Annotated in this window: 14 protein-coding genes and 1 pseudogene; 3 read left to right on the top strand and 12 right to left on the bottom strand. The window is 40.5% G+C overall.

Annotated features, from left to right (window positions below; genetic code table 11):
• Positions 1-178 precede the first annotated feature (178 nt).
• Positions 179-1,207: pseudogene (locus ACQKKK_RS12870) on the top strand (IS1595 family transposase).
• Positions 1,208-1,276: 69 nt separating this feature from the next.
• On the top strand, positions 1,277-1,768 hold the full coding sequence (locus ACQKKK_RS12875; RefSeq protein WP_427616546.1) for a DinB family protein: 492 nt from the start codon (positions 1,277-1,279) through the stop codon (positions 1,766-1,768).
• Between the two features lie 373 nt (positions 1,769-2,141).
• On the opposite strand, the gene ACQKKK_RS12880 is transcribed toward ACQKKK_RS12875, so the two are convergent.
• Positions 2,142-2,588 carry a MarR family winged helix-turn-helix transcriptional regulator gene (locus tag ACQKKK_RS12880; RefSeq protein WP_427616547.1) on the bottom strand — a complete coding sequence of 149 codons (447 nt, stop codon included), beginning with the start codon at positions 2,586-2,588 and terminating at the stop codon, positions 2,142-2,144.
• Positions 2,589-2,712: 124 nt separating this feature from the next.
• Here ACQKKK_RS12880 and ACQKKK_RS12885 point away from each other — a divergent pair, with 124 nt between their 5' ends.
• Entirely contained in the window at positions 2,713-3,900 is a 1,188-nt protein-coding gene (locus ACQKKK_RS12885; RefSeq protein ID WP_427616548.1) for an MFS transporter, read from the top strand.
• 486 nt (positions 3,901-4,386) lie between these two features.
• On the opposite strand, the gene ACQKKK_RS12890 is transcribed toward ACQKKK_RS12885, so the two are convergent.
• The 11 genes from ACQKKK_RS12890 to ACQKKK_RS12940 form a co-directional block, all read right to left on the bottom strand.
• Positions 4,387-5,430 carry an oxidoreductase gene (locus ACQKKK_RS12890; protein WP_427616549.1) on the bottom strand — a complete coding sequence of 348 codons (1,044 nt, stop codon included), beginning with the start codon at positions 5,428-5,430 and terminating at the stop codon, positions 4,387-4,389.
• Positions 5,431-5,486: 56 nt separating this feature from the next.
• A complete protein-coding gene (locus tag ACQKKK_RS12895; RefSeq protein WP_427616550.1) occupies positions 5,487-5,918 on the bottom strand; it encodes a DUF1801 domain-containing protein in 432 nt (143 codons plus the stop codon).
• Between the two features lie 436 nt (positions 5,919-6,354).
• Positions 6,355-7,830 (bottom strand): N-acetylglucosamine-specific PTS transporter subunit IIBC, encoded by a 1,476-nt coding sequence (nagE, locus tag ACQKKK_RS12900; protein ID WP_427616551.1) that lies wholly within the window; start codon positions 7,828-7,830, stop codon positions 6,355-6,357.
• Positions 7,831-8,015: 185 nt separating this feature from the next.
• Positions 8,016-9,254, bottom strand: coding sequence for an exo-beta-N-acetylmuramidase NamZ family protein (locus ACQKKK_RS12905; RefSeq protein ID WP_427616552.1), 1,239 nt, complete (start codon positions 9,252-9,254; stop codon positions 8,016-8,018).
• A gap of 13 nt (positions 9,255-9,267) precedes the next feature.
• Positions 9,268-11,208, bottom strand: a complete 1,941-nt coding sequence (locus ACQKKK_RS12910) for a glycoside hydrolase family 3 N-terminal domain-containing protein (RefSeq protein WP_427616553.1) — start codon at positions 11,206-11,208, stop codon at positions 9,268-9,270.
• A 173-nt stretch (positions 11,209-11,381) separates the two neighbouring features.
• Complete coding sequence (locus ACQKKK_RS12915) at positions 11,382-11,513, bottom strand: phospho-sugar glycosidase domain-containing protein (RefSeq protein WP_427616554.1); 132 nt, start codon at positions 11,511-11,513, stop codon at positions 11,382-11,384.
• Entirely contained in the window at positions 11,486-12,406 is a 921-nt protein-coding gene (locus tag ACQKKK_RS12920; protein WP_427616555.1) for a MupG family TIM beta-alpha barrel fold protein, read from the bottom strand. The genes ACQKKK_RS12915 and ACQKKK_RS12920 overlap by 28 nt, the downstream gene beginning before the upstream one ends.
• Positions 12,403-13,770: a PTS transporter subunit EIIC gene (locus ACQKKK_RS12925; RefSeq protein ID WP_427616556.1), complete on the bottom strand. Its 1,368-nt coding sequence runs from the start codon at positions 13,768-13,770 to the stop codon at positions 12,403-12,405. The genes ACQKKK_RS12920 and ACQKKK_RS12925 overlap by 4 nt, the downstream gene beginning before the upstream one ends.
• A gap of 33 nt (positions 13,771-13,803) precedes the next feature.
• The gene (locus ACQKKK_RS12930; RefSeq protein ID WP_427616557.1) at positions 13,804-14,661 is read right to left on the bottom strand and encodes a MurR/RpiR family transcriptional regulator; all 858 of its coding nucleotides are present in this window, start codon (positions 14,659-14,661) and stop codon (positions 13,804-13,806) included.
• A gap of 11 nt (positions 14,662-14,672) precedes the next feature.
• On the bottom strand, positions 14,673-15,581 hold the full coding sequence (murQ, locus tag ACQKKK_RS12935; RefSeq protein WP_427616768.1) for an N-acetylmuramic acid 6-phosphate etherase: 909 nt from the start codon (positions 15,579-15,581) through the stop codon (positions 14,673-14,675).
• Positions 15,582-16,175: 594 nt separating this feature from the next.
• Positions 16,176-16,340 (bottom strand): hypothetical protein, encoded by a 165-nt coding sequence (locus tag ACQKKK_RS12940; RefSeq protein WP_427616558.1) that lies wholly within the window; start codon positions 16,338-16,340, stop codon positions 16,176-16,178.
• Positions 16,341-16,361: the final 21 nt, after the last annotated feature.

A 16,361-nucleotide genomic window follows, 5' to 3' on the forward strand; every position in this document is an offset into this window, starting at 1 on the left:
ATGATAAATTATTTATCCATGTGCCAATCCAATAAATTTCCCCATATAGTGTGATCAATTAAGGGAATGCCCAATAAGTCCTTAAAATTAGACTTTGTTAAAGAATAATGTTGTTATTTGATTTGCTCGAACAGTTGTTCAACAATGAACTAAATTTACTGAGAGCGAGTGAGTTTTAATGACGTTAGCGGACATAATTAACCAAATCAGAAATCTTAGCCAAAGAGACCAGCAGCGATTGAATGAGTTCTTCACAAACTCATTAGGGAGTGCGGGAGAAACAGAGTCTGTATTCACTGATGTATCAGAACAGAAACACAAAGACGGCTACACCTGCACCCCTTGTCAATCCACTAATGTCATTCCCTTTGGTAAATATCAGGTAAAAACTACAATCAATACCATTGAACGTCAAAGATACCGCTGCAAAGAGTGCGGTAAAACATTCACAGATATGACGAACACTCCTCTTCACAGAACTCATATGCCTAGTAAATATGATTGAAGGGTATTCCCTTTCGGAAATCAGCTAAACTCATTGGTGCTCATTATGTGACGCTTTTTTATTGGAGGCATAAAATTCTAACTGCATTGAAACAGATGGATTTTGAACTTTTCGAAGGTATAGTAGGAATGGATGAAACCTATTTCCTCTATTCCGAGAAAGGAAAACGGAATATTCAATGTCGAAAACCCAGGTTACTCGGTGGTAGTTCGGAGTTTAGTGGAATAAGTAAGGATCAAGTATGCGTTCTTGTAGCCAGAGACCGCCAAAAGATAACGTTTTCCAAAACAATAGGAAAAGGGCGTATTATAAAAAAGAGTTTGGACGAAGCGTCAGGTTCCAAGCTAACAATACAAAATGTTCTATGTACGGATGCTTGGCGGGCGTTTATGACTTATGCCAAAGAAAAAGGAATTGAGCATCATCGCTTTAAAGCAAATGGTAGGAAGCGAGTTAAAGGGATTTATCACATCCAGAATATAAATAGTTATCACAGCCGTTTAAAGAGCTGGATGGAGCGTTTAAATATCTAGACCATTATTTGAGCTGGTTCCAATACTTAGACACCATCAAACATATAAAAGATAACTTTGCGATAACCAAAATAATTCTTTCTCAGTTAAAACAACTTATGATAAACTAATGTTATCAGAATTTTCCGAATACCGGAACATTCAACAAGGAATTGGCATGATACCTTAATTAGTGAGCTATCTACAACACGACGCAAATGAATTTTGACCAAAGGGATTAAATTGGAGGGAATAGAAAATGGATGTAAAGACACTTTTGTTACAACAATGGGCAAGTTGCTTAGATGAAGAAGACTGGTTTCCACCACTTGAAAAAGTGCTAGAGGACATCACTTTTGAACAGGCAATTTGGAAACCAGCTGATGGGGCAATGAATTCTATTTGGGAATTAGTTTGTCATTTACTTTTCTTTGAAAAGAGATATCTGATGCGATTTCTTGGTAAAACAGCGAATGAACCACAGGCAGAAAATAATGACTCTACATTTCGATTACCAACTAAGACGTTAGAAAATTGGAAGGAAACAAAACAAGAATACTTTTATGTTCATCGTGAACTTGGAAAAATACTAGCAAAATCAGAACATGAAGATTTGTATAGACAGATTCCAGGAGATAATCCATTAGTGCTTGAACTGAAGAGTTTAGCAATGCACGATGCATATCATATTGGGCAAATTGTATTCCTTAGTAAAATGCAAGGAGCTTGGCCAGAGAAACGCAGCTTTTAAAAAATCTTCATTAGCTTTACAGTTATTCAATTATAGTAGGCTTTAATGGAATAAGAACGGGAACGTCCAAATCGGACGTTCCCATATTTTATACCTGAAAAACAACAATACTACTTAACAAAGCCTAAAATTAAAACGAATTGTTACAAAGTAACCTATGAATACCCGCTATTTTTTCCTAAAGATAGTCCTTATTTTCAATGCTGTCATTTTAGATACTCCTTAATAATTAATTGGTTATTCAGATAATAAACTCCCTAAAAGCAGTGAAGTTATACTGAAATTCCTGCTTTAATATGTATTAGACCAAAATGAAAATTAATATAGTGCCTTTTCTTTCTATATATAAAGGAACCTGGACATGTCAGGAAGACTATATTTTATTCTCTATGAGAGACGACACGTGTTCGGTCAGTTTCCCCACCATTTGTTTAAGCCGTTCCGTTTCCTCTTCATTTAAGACGCTATAAAAGTCACGAAAGATTTTGGCGAAACACTTATTGATGGAATGATAGGTTTCCCTTCCACTTTCGGTTGATTGGATAAAAACGACCCGCCGATCATCCTCACTGTGTACCCTCTCAATCAATTTCTTTCGTTCGAGCCGGTCAATTAGCGCAGTTCCTGCTGCAGGTTTGATCTTCAAATGATTCGAAACATATTTAACAGGCATGGATTCATTTGAGACTATTAATTGCAATGCGCGATACTGTACAGAGGTTAAATCGTATTTTACCAATAACGGTTCCACTAATTCCTGTGAGAGACTGCTTAGTTCTTTGATTTCAATATGTAAATTGTACAATTCACCTGAATGCATGTTTGACAATCCTTTCTTATTGACAACTATCTATATAAAACTATAACATAATTAACGTATCAAAAAATTAACCATACGAATTAAAATGGTTATTGATTTTTAACGAGAGAGAGAGAGGCTGTCCATGTCAGCAGAGCAACGTAAAAAGATCATTATCCTAATGATCAATATGTTTATAGCAATAGGAAGTTTCGGTATCATCATTCCCATTTTACCAGCATACCTGGCCTCCATTAATCAAGGCGGAACCGCCGCTGGCCTAATGATTGCCATTTTCGCAGGTGCACAACTTATCTTTTCACCAATTGCCGGAAAATGGACAGACCAATTTGGGCGCAGAAAAATGATTATTTATGGGTTGGTCGGTTTGACATTATCCATGTTTATTTTTTATGCAGTCAATTCCATTTGGTTATTGTATGCTTCACGTATCATCGGTGGGATCGGAGCCGCTTTGCTTATACCCGCAATATTTGCTTATGTAGCTGACATCACGACATTTGATCAGCGCGCTAAAGGCAATAGTTTAGTATCTGCCGCCATGTCCCTAGGTATTGTAGTCGGTCCGGGAATTGGAGGATTTTTAGCTGACTTTGGCTTGAAATTTCCCTTTTTGATTTCTGCGCTTGTATCCCTGTCAGCAGTGGTATTTTCCATTTTTGTTTTAAAAGAAAGCGAAACGGCAAAAATTACTCAATCCATGGATGCAAAAACTGAAACGTTGGTTCGGAAGATTGCCTTATCCGTGAAAATGCCCTATTTCATCCCACTCATCATTACACTTGTAATGAGCTTTGGATTAATGTCATATGAGTCTGTAATTGGGCTTTATCTTGATAATCAATTCAATTCAAGTCCTAAGGACATCGCTGTAATGGTTACAGCCACAGGTATCGTCAGTGTAATTGTACAATTGTTTGTCGTCGACCGGATTGTACGCCGTTTTGGGGAAGTGAATGTGCTGAATATCTTTATCAGTGTTGCAGCCATCGGTTTCCTCCTATCACTTTTTGCTTCAAGTTACCTGATTTTCTTTTTAATCTCACTTATCATCTTCCTTTCCACCTCCATCTTACGTCCAGTTCTTAACACACTGATTTCCAAGATGGCAGGAAATGAGCAGGGCTTTGCAATGGGGATGAATAATGCGTATATGAGTATCGGAAATGTGCTCGGACCCACACTTGCCGGAATGATGTATGATGTCCACATTACCTATCCGTTCATGTTGGGCCTTTTCCTCTTATTCATCACTTTGATGATCACTATGGCTTGGCAAAAGCGATCTCTTCATGCAAAGGCATTATCCTAGGGCTGAAGAAGGTACGATCAATTTTATTCATTTAACAAATCCCTCGAGTAGCTGCCGCTATTCGGGGGTTTTCATTATGATTTTATATCCTTTCTGCTTGTAATCGAAATCCTGCAAAACAGTATATTCACGAGTATTTGCTTCAAATTCACGGGTAAATGTACGAATCTCACGAGTATTTGCTCCAATTTCACGAGTAAATGGCACAAACTCACGAGTAACGCTTCAATCTCCTAAATATTTGCTTCAATTTCGTGTGTAATCAGGTCAAAATCTTCTAGAAAGCTCGAATTCACGAGTATTTGCTTCGAATTCACGAGTAAATGGCACAAACTCACGAGTAACGCTTCAACCTCTTAAGTATTTACTCCAATTTCGTGCGTAAACAGCTATAAAAAGCGTCCTTTTTCCTCTTGGAAGAGAATTAGGCCGCTTATCATTCAGTTCTTCTCATTTCATATTGTTGTTATAATGGGAAAATGGATTTCATTTAATAAACACTGCTTTTTTCCCTTTACTGCTTTCGAATGCCGCATCAATGATTTTAATGACCGATAGTCCCTCTTGAGCAGTGACCGGAGCTTTTTTCCCGTGCAATATACTATCGGCAACTGCCTGGTAATACGTTAAATAAGAACCAGGCAGAGTTTCAATGGTTTCATATGTCTCATTTTCGCCTTCAATGGTAACTAGCTTGCCATAAAACTCAGGATCATCTGAACCCCAAGAGCCATCCACCGGTTTTTTCCCCTCACTTAGCGCCGCCTCTTGGCAATCGAGACCGTACTTGATAAATGATCCTTTACTTCCATGCACTTGAAACCGCGGTCCATTAACCGGTACGATCGAGCCTGAATGCAATATCACTCTCAGCTTTTCGTATCCTAATATCACATGGAAATAATCATCCGTTTGGGCATTCTCTTTTTGTGAAAATACATCTGCCCAAACGAATTGCGGCAAACCAAACAAATGCAAGGCTTGATCGATCAGATGTGATCCTAAGTCAAATAGCATACCTGTTCCTGGGCCTGGTTTTTCCCTCCATCTATCCCTGACCACCGGCCTGAATCGATCATAATGGACCTGGTATGTATTGATTTCCCCAAGCACTCCATCATCAATAAGTTTTTTCACCGTCAAAAAGTCATTATCCCATCTCCGGTTATGATAGACGCTTAATAGCAGATTCTTTTCCTCGGCAATCTTAATGAGCTCCTCTGCCTCCCAAACTTCCACTACCATCGGCTTTTCCAGGATGACATGCTTCCCGGCTAACAAGCTTTGCTTGGCCATTTCATAATGTAAACCACTCGGTGTCGTAATAACAGCCAAATCGATGGACGCATCTTCAAGAATATCGTCTAAGCTGCTTACCACCTCCACATCCTTCAAATCTTTTTGGACTTTTTCCTTTTTGGAGCTGACTACTTTCGTTATTTGAAAATCCCCTAAAACACTTAGTAATGGCGCATGAAATGTAGCACCCGACAATCCATACCCAACTATGCCGACTTTAATTTTTCTCATTCGTTCCCTCTCGCTTTCTTGTTCCTCTAAAACAATTATAAAACTGATCTTATGCTTTATTTTTCATCATTGTCCGGATATGTTTCTCTCAAAAACTTGAAAGACCGATTAATCAATTCTTTCAAAACATTAATTTCGATATCTGCCACTTTATTGATGTATACACATCCTTTTCCGGAGGTGTGTTTTCCAAATGCCTGTAACAATTCTGCTCTTCTTTTGTCGCCCGGAGTAAAATATAAACTGATTTTTGCTTTACGAGGTGAAAAGCCAACTAGAGGGGCATCGCCTTCGTGACCAGATTCATATTTATAATGATAAGTACCGAAACCAATGATGCTCGGTCCCCACATCTTTGCCTCATGACCTGTCGTTTCGGTAAAAATATCCAATAATTTATATGCGTCTTCACGTTTTTTTAGATTATCGACCTTCTCAATGAACTCAATAACACTGCTGTCAGTTTCTTTGGTTTTTGGTTTATACATGACCGGAACCTCTCCTATACTAGTAAAAAATCAAAAGATTTCCTTTGCCCAAAACTTAGACGATCGTGTTTTAAGCGGTGACGTGTATGTATGCAGCTAAAACATTAATTTCCGATGAAATCCTAGCCATTCAATTGCATGATGGACGAGCTTCATTACTAATTCTCCAAGCTTCATGGCAAATCCTTTAATACAATACCCTTAATATATTATAGAACATCGATTCGTTTTATTCTAATTTAAGGGAAAAGTGTCTAAAGGTATATCTACTATTAGGAATCGATTTAATGAAAGTCGATTTATTGGTACGTTTAAAACGGTACTTTTTCATAAAAAACTCTACGATCAGAAAAGATGAGAAAGCACAATACTGATCGTAGATTAGAGTACCCACCTTATTTACAAGCATAAACCAATAGTTGCATTAACCGGTTTCCTATTGCCGTCGGATCTTTTCAATTTCATCAGCTATGAATTGCACCTGTGTCCCTACGATGACTTGAATGCTTTGGGGACCCACGATATTGATTCCAGCAACCCCTGTTGATTTGATTTTATTCTGATCGACAGCTCCCATATTCTCCACCTCCACTCTTAAACGGGTAACGCAGTTATCTACAGTTATTACGTTAGCGTCTCCGCCTAGCCCCTCATAAATTGCAGAAGCCATCCCGAAGAATTTACTCTGATTAGACCCGTCTAGACTGCTGTCTGCTTGTGCATTCGCTCCTCCACCATCAAGCTCATCTTCTGTATCAGCTTCTCTTCCGGGAGTCATTAAATTAAACCTTTTTATCAAGAAGCGGAATAAGAAATAGTAGATTACAGCGAAAACCAGTCCTTGAAGAAGCAGCATATAAGGATCATTTGCCAACGGCAATCTTGAACTTAAAACAAAGTCAATGAATCCTGCACTAAAACCAAACCCTGCTGTCCATTGGAAAGTCGCAGCAATAGCTAACGAAATTCCGGTTAATAAGGCATGCACCACAAAAAGGGCAGGTGCGACAAACATGAAAGCAAACTCCAATGGTTCAGTAACGCCTGTAAAAAACGAAGCGAAACCTGCAGCGAGCATTAATGATGCCACTTGTTTTTTCTTCTGGGATTTTGCCGAATGGTACATGGCAAGAGCCGCAGCTGGCAAACCGAACATCATGACGGGAAAGAATCCAGCTTGGTACATGCCTGTGGTTCCTTTTATTCCCGTTCCAGCCCAGAAATTGCCGATATCGTTAAGTCCTATTACATCGAACCAGAAAACGGAGTTTAACGCATGATGTAAACCTGTTGGTATCAACAGCCTATTGAAGAATCCATAGAGTCCTGCTCCAGCAGCACCCATTTCACTTATTCCTTCTCCAAATATAACTAACCAGGAGTAGATGAGTGGCCATACGAAGAATAATATTAGGGAAACCAGTAACATGGCAACAGCAGTAAGGATGGGGACAAGTCGTTTACCGCTAAAGAAAGCGAATGCATCCGGCAGCTCGACCTTACTGAACCGATTATACATAGCTGCAGCTACAAGCCCCGAGAGAATTCCGACAAATGCATTTTCTATTTCCTCAAATGCTGGATTTACATCTTTTGCATCAATTCCCTGCAGCATCGCTACCGAGTCCGTGGAAAGCAATGTCGTTATGACTAGATAGGCTACAAGCCCACTCAAAGCGGCGGCCCCATCTTTTCCTTTCGACATCCCCAACGCTACCCCTACAGCAAACAAGATAGCCATATTGTCAATGATCGAAGAACCTGCTTTTATTAAGAAGGCTGCTAACGGACTTCCTGCTCCCCATCCTGCTGGATCTATCCAATAACCGATCCCCATTAAAATGGCGGCTGCCGGCAACACGGCTACTGGCAGCATCAAGGAACGTCCAATTTTTTGAAGATATTTTTTCATCCCGCTTTCCTCCTGACAATATTGATTTAGGGCAAACCCTATATTCTATTAGACAACGGTTCCTTCTATTTTAGAACTTCATTTCATTTATAAATTGTCTATATTCAGGAAAAAAGGCTTAGCAATTTACTCCTCCATCGAAAGTTAATAAAAAAAGAAAAGTCCAACCGGACTTTTCTTCACTTTTATTTATAGAGCAAATAATTTTTGCGAACCTTTTTAAAATCATCCTGCTTTACTTGATATTCTTTGATGATTTCATTTACTGATGAACCTTCTTCAATCCTTGACTTTACCCACCCATTGCCAATCAATAGGTTGAAATTGTTGGCTGCAAGGAATTCGAAATCATCTGGGTATAGATCATGGATGGTCTTGATGATATGAAGTCCAGTAGGAACAGCCTTGAATTCCGCTCTATCCGTAACATAAATCTCGACTCCATGGCTGAGTTTACCTGCATGCTTTGAAAACGTAGGTGTAAATGAGGCGGCCCTGAATTTTGCGCCAGGTAACCGTAACGCATTTAATTTCCCAGCAAGTTCATCGCTGTTTATATAGGGAGCACCAATCAGTTCGAATGGTTTAGTCGTTCCTCTGCCTTCCGAGACATTCGTTCCCTCGATCAATCCTGTAGCGGGATATACGAATGAAGTGGAAACGGTCGGCATGTTCGGTGACGGCAAGACAAAAGGAAGCCCAGTATCGTCATAATCCATATCTCGTTTCCAGCCTTTCATCTTGATGACCTTTAGATCTGCACCAATTTTAAACTCCTTGTTGAACAAAGTCGCGAGTTCCCCAACGGTCATCCCATGCTTAAGCGGTATTGGGTACATACCAACAAAAGATGAGTATTCAGGTTCAAGTACCGGCCCATCTACCGATTCCCCGCCTTGTGGGTTCGGCCGGTCCAGCACGATAAAGGGGATATCATTTTCTTTGGCTGATTCCATTGCATAAGCCATCGTGTAGATATAAGTGTAATAGCGTGTTCCGACATCCTGGATATCAAAGACAAGGACCTCAACATCTTTTAACATTTCAGGCGTCGGTTTTTTCGTTTTACCATATAAGCTATAAACGGGCAAACCTGTTTTTTCATCAATATAATATTCAACACTATCACCAGCTTGTGCATCTCCGCGCACTCCATGTTCGGGACCAAATAACGCAGTCAAATTAATATTCGGATCGTCATGAAGTAGATCGACAATGCTAGTTAATTTAGAATCGATGCCAGTTGGATTCGTAATCAACCCCACTTTCTTTCCTCTTAACACGTTCTTTTCTTCTTTTAAAAGGACTTCAATTCCGGGACTGACCTTTTGATTTTTCTTTTCTTTGACAGCCGTCACACTTTTTGACGAAACGATGCCGAAAGCAAACAAGCAAATGGTAAATAAAATAATCATTCTTTTCAAATTACTTCCCCCTCTATTTTTTAATGGGTTTTCCTGATTTAATATCTAATCCATATCCAAGTTTATAAAGGCTTTCAGAGGGTTTAGTCACTGATGGTATATCGACCGGCAAAGTGCCTTTAGGTTTTGATCCTCCAAAAATGGTCGAGATGCCTGCCGGAATATTTGGCTGTCTATAACGCCCATTCGAATAACCTTTAAATCCGTAAACAGCAAGCACTACTTTCGCTTCTTCAAAATTTGCAACATCATAAGGGTTTCTTAAACTCATTAAAACAAATTCTTTATCTTGCTTCTTAGCATGATTCATGGCCGCTCTTGGGAAGGCTGTTGCCCACTTCGAAGAATCTTGAACGCTATCATCGATCACTCCATCATTGACAGTCGGATCATTTTTGACAATATAGGAACCAGTAATGACAAAGTCTGATTCATCAATAAGTCTAGCCACTTCATCTGTAAATGATTTTTCCGAAAAACTCATACCCGTTATTTGGACTTTCTTTATTTTCTTTTTATCAGCTAATTCGCGGATGCTCCTTGACATGGATTCAACTTGATCATCAAAAGGAGCAAGCACTAAAACTTTTTCATTTTTCTTAGGTTTGAAAGGCAAGGTTCTGCCTTCATTTTTTAATAGTGTGATGGCATCTTCCGCAATTTCCGTTTCTTTTTTCAAATGATCTTCATTCCCGACCACTTGAAGTGCGGTTTTGATCTTTTTATCGATTGGAGTTTTATCAGGGTTTAAAATCCCTCTTTTCACTTTCAGTTCAAGTATCCTCGTTACAGATTGATTGACTTGAGCTATAGGAATTTCGCCGCTTTCCACTGCTGCCTTCACTGCATTGAATACAGTGGTTATATTCTTTTCCATTTGGAGCGAATTAACCTGTGCAGGCATCAATGCAATATCCACTCCAGATTTCAGGGCAAGGACCACAGCTTCTTCCTGTCCGAAGTTGTCCGCGATGGCTTTCATATTCAAAGCATCTGTAACCACAACACCTTCAAAACCCATTTCTTCACGTAATAGACCCGTGATGACCTTATGTGACAACGTTGCAGGAACCATAATTTCTTGGCCGTCTTTTTTACTGATATACGTAGTGTCATCGAATGCAGGGAATTGAACATGTGCAGTCATCATCATATCCACTCCAGCATCGATGGCCTTTTGGAAAGGAACCAACTCGATGGAACGCAAGCGGTCTTTATCATGAGAGACAAGAGGGAGACCATAATGACTATCGACTGCTGTATCTCCGTGGCCAGGGAAATGCTTGGCCGTTGCTATTATGTTCTGATTTTGCAATCCTTTTATGGTCTGAATGCCCAGCTTTGATACAAGTTCCGGATCAGAACTGAAGGAACGAACGCCAATGACAGGATTTCCGGGATTATTATTGACATCGACAGACGGCCCAAAATTGACATTTATGCCAAGTGACGACAGTTCCCTCCCAATGATTTCTCCAGTTTGGTAAGCGTAATTCTCATTTCTGGTTGCACCAAGCGCCATATTACCTGGAAGGTTCGTTCCGGTTTGAAGGCGGGTTACGATTCCACCTTCCTGATCAATCGTTATGAACAGCGGAAGGTCTGGGCTTGCCATCTGCAAACCATCCGTGAGCCGAACTGTTTGTTCGGTGTCGACTACATTCTCAGCGAACAGAATCACACCGCCTAGATGATATTTTTTAATGATGCTTGCAATTTCTGAGTTCATTTCAATAAACCCTGTCGCCTTCCCTTCTCCTTGTTTTTGCCAATTACGAAAATCCGGCATGAGCATTTGGCCGACTTTTTCATCAACTGTCATGTTTTCAACGATTTCCTGAACATCCGATGCTGAATTTTCGTTCTCTAATCCCTTTGCAGCCGCATTCCCTCCCAGAATGGATATTACCAAGAATAATGCGATTCCAGCGGGGACACATATCCTTATTATCATTTAGGCTTCCTCCCTTGTTTACCTTTAAGTTCTTGCAGCAACACTTCCATATCCAGTACCATGAAGTGGAAATGATCTAAATAGATCCTATAAAGAAATCAAGGCAGCATCTGGAATCCCATCAGCCGCCTTCTTTAACATGCCTTCATGTAATATATCCGTTCATCCCAGTATCATTGATCGTTCGAGCTCAATTTCCCTTCACTTAACAGTTCTATGGATTGACCAGGTTTTAGAAGGGAAAGCAAGGGAATATCTTCAACTATTACTCGCCCTATCACATTGACTCTGTGATTAGCCTCCAAGTCTCTCCTGCAAATTTGAATCTCTCCCCGATATCTTCCGTGTCCATCGTTATGGATCCAAGGCTGCGTGTAACTGTATTACTCGGCACGACATTTGCTGTGACGCGGGTATTTTGCAGCCGGAAAACATCTTGAGAAACATCTGGCCTTAATTTATACTGACCGCCTTCAAAAAGTTGGGATTCTATTCTAATAGAAAGAATATTGAGATTTTTATAAGCAGTTAGATTCTCAAGCATATTATTCTCGGTTCCTTGATCTCCTACGTGAACGCCGTCCACATGCTGAAATAGCTCAACACCGGCAGCGTAAGGATTCATTAACCTGTGTTTTTCAAGCGTAGGAAGACCATCATGAAGAGGACGGCGTTTACTTCCAGCACCCGGGATGAAAGCAAAGATCGGTATACCGTATTTCTTGAATATTCGATTTTGTTCATGAAAGAATTCTTCCTCAAGGCCCGTTTCACGTCTAGGATAAAAGTTATGCCAAGCTATCAAACTTTCCGGTTCTACCCCGCTCCCAAGTATGGCTAGAAGATCATCTTCATTCAACGTACTTGCATTCAGTGAGAGGGAAAACACCTTGGATAAAGATGTAACAGCTTCTCGATCAAACCCATCATCAAGACGAATACCTTTAATACCCAATTGCTTTAAATCCGTAAATTTACAAATCCCCAAATGATTAAGCGTATTTAATGAGACATCCGCATGGATTTCCATTCCATAGGACTCTGAAAGCTTTAAAAGCCTAATCATCCTCTTTACGAGGTCACCCTTTTCTTCAGGTATATGAAGCGAGGTAAAGGCCCTCTTCACTCCTAGGTTAGCAGCATGGATGATTTGTGCTTCTGCAAGTGGGTCCTGCAGATAAAAAGAGATTCCGATCATTTGAATTCAACGGCCATTTCATCATTAAATCCAAACAAATACGTAAAAATAAATCCTGCTATATAGGAAATGAACAACCCAGCCAAGAATAGACCGATTTGATTTGGATGCACTAAAAATGTAAGCGGCAGTCCGGAAACACCAATGGACGACGTCGCAATTCCGAATTGTGCTTGGAATGCCCCACCTACTCCAGCACCTAAACAGGCCGTTAAGAAAGGCCGGCCCAATGGCAGAGTCACTCCAAATATAAGGGGTTCGCCGATACCAAGCAGACCTGAAGGAAGGCCTCCGCCGATTGCTCTCTTTAAACTCGCTTTCTTCGTTTTCATATAGATGGCAAATGCCGCCCCAACTTGGCCTGCACCACCCATTGCCAAGATGGGAAGCAGTGGATCATCCCCAATAGAATTGATCAATTCTAGATGGACAGGCACTAAACCTTGATGTAAACCAGTAATGACTAGGGGAAGAAAGGTCGCTCCAAGCACGAATCCAGCCACTACACCGCCGAAATCCAAGACATTTAATAACCCTGTCGTAATGGCATCCGATAAAAAACCTCCTAGCGGCATAAAAACAATGTAAGTGACAATCCCAGTAAAAAGTAAAGCGATGGTTGGCGTCAAAATGATATCCAGTGATTGAGGAATGAATTTTCTAACCTGTTTTTCCACCAAGGCTATGAAAATAGCGGCAAAGAGGACTCCTATCAACCCACCGCGTCCAGGGAGCAAATTTTCACCGAACAATGATATGTCGCCGACAGCCGGATTGATGACCAAGATACCCGCCAGCGCACCAAGTGCAGGTGATCCGCCGTATTCCTTAGCCGCATTGGTCCCAACCAAAATCCCCAGGTAGGCAAACAACCCAGATCCGATAACGGTTAATATGATGGCTAATTGCGATTCTGCTGCAAGCCACCCCGCTTGAACGGTCGCTTTTGTTATACCGGTAATCAAACCAGATGCCACTAAGGCGGGAATTAAAGGGATGAAAATACTTGCAATCCTGCGTAAAAAAAGTTTAAAAGGTTTTGCATTTTTTCTATCATTCTCTGATTTGTTCTTCGATGCCACCTCTTTTAAGTTCAAACCGCCGTAAGACTCCAAAAGCTTTTCAAATTCTGTATAAACCTTGTTCACCACGCCTGGCCCCAGGACGATTTGTATCGTTTCCTCTTCAATGACGCCCAGAACACCTTCCGTATTTTTTATATCTTCCATGTTTACTTTTGAACGATCGATTGGCATTACCCTTAGTCTGGTCATACAATGTGCAGCATCGGCAACATTTGATGCCCCGCCTAATTTTCCCAATAACTCTTCTGCTAAACTGGCGTACTTATCTCCCTTACCCATTCAAAAGCCCCCTTTGTCAAATCTCGTAATATTTCATTTATAACGATTCGTCATCGATTTGATTGCAGACCTGGTGTTATCAATATATTGGACAGTCTCTTCATATTGCTCTGAAGCCATCCCCAAAAACAAAATGTCAATCATATATAACTGCGCCAATCTTGATGATGTCGCTGCACTCCTAAATGGTGCTTCATTCGAAAAGGATGTATACAGTGTGGCGTCACACAAGGAAGATACCGTTGTTTGGCCAAAATGAGTCAGCCCGATCGTCTTGACCCCGCGTTCTTTAGCAAGCTTCAGTATATCGACAACTTCAGGAGTTTCCCCTGAGAATGAAATGGCAAAAACGATGTCATTTTCATCAGCATTTGCAATCAGGGTTGCAACTAAATGCATATCCGTAAAAGCCGTTGCCCCTTTATTGATGCGAAGTAATTTTTGCTGAGCGTCTGCAGCAACTATATTCGAGGCACCCACGCCGCAAAAGTGGACGGTTTTAGCGTTCAGCATCAACGTTATCGCCTGTTTGAGAGTGTCGTGATCGATTATTTCAGATGTGTCTCGAATGGACTGAATCGAATTACTCGTTGTTTTTTCAACAATCCGATACAGTGATTCTGAGGGCTCGATATCCCTGTAGCCCTGTTCAACAGTTTTCATCAAATCTCCGGCAATCCTTATTTTCAAATCTTGAAACCCTTTTATTCCGAGCGATTTACACAACCTAATAACAGCAGCCCCGCTTGTTTGAGCAGAAGTACTCAATTCCTGTACAGTGCTGTTCACAACTTCATGAGGATTCTGAAGAATATATTCTGCTAGTTTTTGTTCTGATTGCGGGAGCTTGCTCAACATCGTCTGTATGATGGATAATCCTCCTGTAGCCATTGCTTCCCTCCTTAATCTTCATAAATCGAAATGGCTTTTCTGACATCTCCATCCGCTTTTTCTAGTAACTCCATTGCTTTATCATAATCTGTTGACGTTTTTATCATGACTATCGCTGGTTTAACTTGATTATTTGCTTTTTTAAGCATATTCAAAGCATGATTATAGTCAGCATTTGTTACAGTTTCTATGATGCTAATTGCACGGTCCTTCAGTTTTTGATTACTGACATTTACATCAACCATGAGATTTTCATAGACTTTTCCCAACCGGATCATTGTAGCCGTTGAGATCATATTGAGGACCATTTTCTGTGCGGTTGCCGCTTTCATTCTCGTGGACCCTGTTAAGACTTCCGGTCCGACCACCACTTCAATCCCTATATCAGCTGCTTCTGTGATGCTCGCGTTTTTATTGCATGATAATGCCACCGCTTTAGCCCCAACTTTTCTTGCATAACGTAAAGCGCCTCTCACATATGGGGTACGGCCGCTTGCTGCAATGCCAATAACCGTATCATTTGCTGTAAGATCCACGTCGATTAAATCACATTCCCCAAACTCTTCTTTATCCTCCGCTCCTTCGATGGCTCGAACAAACGCCTTTTCCCCTCCTGCGATTATTCCCAACACTCTATCAGGTGGTGTACTGAATGTCGGTGGACATTCCACGGCATCCAGAACACCGAGTCTTCCGCTCGTTCCTGCACCGATGTATATGAGTCTCCCACCTTTTTTTAACGATTCACAAGCCCATTCAACTACCGTTTTTATTTCTGGCAAAACCTCCTGAACCGCTGCTGCCACTTTTAAATCTTCCTTATTGATTGCTGAAATGATTTCCAGCGTATTTAAACTATCGATATTCACCGTATCTTCGTTCCGTAATTCAGTCGTTAATGAACGCAGATGTTCTTCCATAGACAATTAAATCCTCCTATTATCATTTACTTAAATATAATTTCATTATTTAATAGATAATAATGAAATTATATTTCATATTATATTCAATGACAGCGTTTTCATTACTTAGATTCAAGATATTTTGTGATGTTTGTTAGCTAATTCCCTAAAAAACCAATGCCATTGCACCTTATCCGGAATCCAAGAAAATTTCATTACTCCTGGATATAATCGTGCATATATAGCCTATTAATGTCCGTAATTTACTCATAGGATCCTTCTTTTTTTGTCCTGATTTTTTCTAGAAAAAAACGTATATTGTTCCAGATTTGGGAACGGTGTACTCAAAGTAATATAACAAAATGCGAAACTAATATGCTTCGCCGAACCCGGGCACCTCCATCCCTTGACCCATTTAACGGACGGGGACAACTTTCCCGTATTCTACTGCGCCTACGACAATTGTTGATGCAAATCCTCCATTTTCATCAATCGACGAATTAAAAACGATTTTACCGCCTTGCTTGATGGGAACGCGGCAATTTTCTTTCCGAAATACTCCATTTCCTATGTTGTAAACAGGTCGATATACCCTTCATAATTCGGCGGAATTCAAACGGTTAATGAATTTCCGCCCTCGGTCACTGCCGGTTCACTCGTATTCCTCTTTTTCATTAAAGACCGCAGTGCAAGCCCATCTCTGCTATGAGGCGTGAAAATGATCGACGAATCATATTCCTGACTTAATCGTTTAGCATTCGCCCCTGTTTCATTCAACGTGTATTATTTCTTACCATC

The sequence above is a fragment of the Peribacillus sp. NPDC006672 genome, from assembly GCF_050274955.1.
Lineage (GTDB): Bacteria > Bacillota > Bacilli > Bacillales > DSM-1321 > Peribacillus.

What these genes read in the sequence shown, in the direction of transcription:
- ACQKKK_RS12925 (WP_427616556.1), bottom strand. Translation starts at nt 13,770, where the DNA reads ATGGGTAAGGGAGATAAGTACGCCAGTTTAGCAGAAGAGTTATTGGGA.
- murQ (WP_427616768.1), bottom strand. Translation starts at nt 15,581, where the DNA reads ATGGAAGAACATCTGCGTTCATTAACGACTGAATTACGGAACGAAGAT.
- ACQKKK_RS12875 (WP_427616546.1), top strand. Translation starts at nt 1,277, where the DNA reads ATGGATGTAAAGACACTTTTGTTACAACAATGGGCAAGTTGCTTAGAT.
- ACQKKK_RS12910 (WP_427616553.1), bottom strand. Translation starts at nt 11,208, where the DNA reads ATGATAATAAGGATATGTGTCCCCGCTGGAATCGCATTATTCTTGGTA.
- ACQKKK_RS12890 (WP_427616549.1), bottom strand. Translation starts at nt 5,430, where the DNA reads ATGAGAAAAATTAAAGTCGGCATAGTTGGGTATGGATTGTCGGGTGCT.
- ACQKKK_RS12885 (WP_427616548.1), top strand. Translation starts at nt 2,713, where the DNA reads ATGTCAGCAGAGCAACGTAAAAAGATCATTATCCTAATGATCAATATG.
- ACQKKK_RS12880 (WP_427616547.1), bottom strand. Translation starts at nt 2,588, where the DNA reads ATGCATTCAGGTGAATTGTACAATTTACATATTGAAATCAAAGAACTA.
- ACQKKK_RS12930 (WP_427616557.1), bottom strand. Translation starts at nt 14,661, where the DNA reads ATGGCTACAGGAGGATTATCCATCATACAGACGATGTTGAGCAAGCTC.
- ACQKKK_RS12895 (WP_427616550.1), bottom strand. Translation starts at nt 5,918, where the DNA reads ATGTATAAACCAAAAACCAAAGAAACTGACAGCAGTGTTATTGAGTTC.
- ACQKKK_RS12920 (WP_427616555.1), bottom strand. Translation starts at nt 12,406, where the DNA reads ATGATCGGAATCTCTTTTTATCTGCAGGACCCACTTGCAGAAGCACAA.
- nagE (WP_427616551.1), bottom strand. Translation starts at nt 7,830, where the DNA reads ATGAAAAAATATCTTCAAAAAATTGGACGTTCCTTGATGCTGCCAGTA.